The sequence below is a fragment of the Streptomyces sp. a15 genome (assembly GCF_059026085.1).
Genome location: NZ_JBWLKM010000004.1, coordinates 199,365 through 202,080 on the forward strand (window position 1 = coordinate 199,365; position 2,716 = coordinate 202,080).

The window sequence follows — 2,716 nt, forward strand, 5'->3', positions numbered from 1 at the left end:
GTTTGCGCCGTTGGGTTCTCGGCTTGTGCCCGCCGCCGGGTTTTGGGTTTGCGCCTGCCAGGCTTTCGGCTTGCGCCGCCGGGCTTTCGGCTCGCCCGCCGCTGGGTTTTGGGCTTGCGTCTGCCAGGCTTTCGGCTTGCGCCGCCGGGCTTTCGGCTCGCCCGCCGCCGGGTTTTGGGCTTGCGCCCGCCAGGTTCTCGGCTTGTGCCCGCCGCCGGGTCCTGGGCTTGTGCCCGCCACGCTCCCCGGCTTGCGCCCACCACGCCCCCGGCTCCCGCCCACCACGGCCCCGTCCGACCTGCGCGATACCGTGAGCCACATGCCCGACACCTCGCCCGCGCCCGTGATCCTCGGCAACGAACCCGGTGCCTTTCCGCGCAGTGTGCTCGCCGAGCGGCATCCCGCCATCATCCGGCAGGTGCGCGAAGCCTTTCCGTACGGTCCCGAGCAGCACCGTGGCCTCGACGAGCTGCTCGTGAGTTGTACCGAGGGTGTCGTCGAACCGCTCCCCGCCGACGCGCACGACCTTGACCGGTGGAAGACCTGGGGCATCGACGGGTACGCCGGCCGCTCCTGGTTCGACGTGCCGTGGCTGTGGTCCGAGAGCTACTTCTACCGTCGGCTCCTCGAAGCCGTCGGATACTTCGGCTCCGGCTCCGGCGCCTGGCAGGGCATCGACCCCTTCCGCCCCTTCAAGCTCGCCGAGCTCCACTCCCGGGAGACCGACGAGGAACTGGCGGCCCTCGACGACCTCGCCGACCGGGCCGAGGACGAACAGGCCACCGCCCTGCTGCACGGCTCGCTGTGGGGCAACCGCGCTGACCTCGGCTTCCGGCTCTCCGACGCCGAGGCGGAGGACCGGGCGGCCGTCCCGGGGCTGGTCGCCGACGACAGCGCCGCCCTCTGGTCGTTCCTCACCGGCCGGGGCACGCTGTGCGTGATCGCCGACAACGCCGGCCGCGAGCTGATCCCCGACCTGCTGCTCATCGCCCACCTCCTGGCCAACGGCCGTATCGAGCGGGCGGTCCTGCACGTCAAGCCGTACCCCTACTACGTCTCCGACGCCACGACCGCCGACGTGGTCGACGCCCTGCGCCGCCTCACGGACGCGCCGGGCCGGGCCGCCGAGTACGGGCGCGGCCTCTGGGCCGCCATGGCCGACGGCCGCCTCACGGTCCGCGCCCACCCCTTCTCCTGCGCCCCGCTGCCGTACGCGGACATGCCCGACGACCTCCGCACCGAGCTCGTCGGGGCGACACTGACCGTGGTGAAGGGCGACCTCAACTACCGCCGTCTGGTGGGAGACCGAAGGTGGCCCCCGACGACCCCCTTCGCCGAGGTCACCGCTCACTTCCCCGGCCGGGTCGCCGCCCTGCGCACCCTGAAGTCCGACGTGATCACCGGCCTCGACGCGGACACGGAGGCCGCGCTGGTCGCCGCCGAGGGGCAGCGCTGGCGTACCGGCGGGACCCATGCGCTGATCCAGGTCAGGCCGTGAAGAGCGTTATGCTGCCGAGTTGTACCGGTGGGCTGCCCTACGTCCCGCCGACGGGCAGCGAAAGAGGACGTCATTGACCCCGCGGTACCTCAGAAATCCAGGGGAGCCCGTCTACGACGTGCACGCGCGGCGCTATGTCGACGTCACGGACGCGCGTGACGAGTCCGACCTGCACGACGTGTTCACGGACATCTACCGCACCAACCGCTGGGGCTCCGACGAGACCCGCTCCGGACCCGGCTCCGAACTGCAGCGCATGAAACGGGTCATGGCCCAAATAAGCGAGCTGGTCCTGGAGTTGGGTGTCCGCTCGGTACTGGACGCGCCGTGCGGCGACTTCAACTGGATGCGCTACGTCGACCTGCACGGCGCCGACTACCTCGGCGGAGACGTCGTCGCGGAACTCGTCGAGAGCAACCGCGCCCGACACCGCTCGCCCGGCCGGGACTTCCAGCTGCTCGACTTCACCGCCCAGCCCGTGCCGTGCGTCGACCTCATCCTGTGCCGGGACGCCCTCGTGCACTTCTCCTACCAGCACGTGGTCGAGGCCCTGACCCGCTTCCGGGAGAGCGGCTCGCGCTACCTGCTCACCACGACCTTCTTCGGCACCTCCGCCAACACGGACATCCTCACCGGCTGGTGGCGGCCGATCAACCTGCGGCTCGCCCCCTTCGGACTGCCCGAGCCGCTGCGGGTGATCGGCGACGACGAGTCCGACGACTTCTACGACGACAAGGCGCTCGCGCTGTGGGACCTCGGGCAGATCCCGGCCCGCTTCCCCGGTTACGAACCGGCGGCGGCCGAGTCGGGGTCGCTGGGCGCGTGAGCCCCGGGAACGGCCGGCGGATCGTCGTCCGTCATTCCCTGCGCACCGGCACGCATGCGGGCCACCACGCGCAGCGCCTCCTGGGCCGCCCGGGTCCGCGGATGCCGTAGCCCCAGCACCTCCTCGCACGCCTCCCGGACCTCGCCGAACTCGGCCTCCGCGGCGGTCAGTTCGCCCTTCGCGGACAGCAGGTCGGCCAGGTTGTGCCGTACCGCCAGCGTCCCCGGATGCCGGGGCCCCAGCGTCTCCACGCAGTCCGCCAGCACCGTCCGGTACTCCGCCTCCGCCTGCTCGACGCGCCCGCGCAGATGCAGCACGTGCGCGGCGCCGTGCCGTACGGACAGGGTGAGCAGGTGCTGTTCGCCGAGCACCTCGCGCCGGGCCGCGTAGAC

General features: G+C 71.8%; 3 protein-coding genes. 2 read left to right on the forward strand and 1 reads right to left on the reverse strand.

What is annotated here, in order from left to right; translation table 11 throughout:
* Positions 1 to 319 precede the first annotated feature (319 nt).
* Together AC5P09_RS06850 and AC5P09_RS06855 are read left to right on the forward strand one after the other, a co-directional pair.
* Entirely contained in the window at positions 320 to 1,498 is a 1,179-nt protein-coding gene (locus tag AC5P09_RS06850; protein WP_493872926.1) for a damage-control phosphatase ARMT1 family protein, read from the forward strand.
* Between the two features lie 73 nt (positions 1,499 to 1,571).
* Positions 1,572 to 2,324 (forward strand): class I SAM-dependent methyltransferase, encoded by a 753-nt coding sequence (locus tag AC5P09_RS06855; protein ID WP_493872927.1) that lies wholly within the window; start codon positions 1,572 to 1,574, stop codon positions 2,322 to 2,324.
* Here the strand turns inward: AC5P09_RS06855 and AC5P09_RS06860 are convergent.
* Positions 2,282 to 2,716, reverse strand: a 435-nt coding sequence (locus AC5P09_RS06860; RefSeq protein WP_493872928.1) for a tetratricopeptide repeat protein, incomplete at its 5' end; no start/stop codon positions are given. The two genes, AC5P09_RS06855 and AC5P09_RS06860, sit on opposite strands and share 43 nt — an antisense overlap.

Excerpts from the sequence above, each read along its gene's own strand:
- AC5P09_RS06850 (WP_493872926.1), top strand. The coding sequence starts at position 320 with ATGCCCGACACCTCGCCCGCGCCCGTGATCCTCGGCAACGAACCCGGT.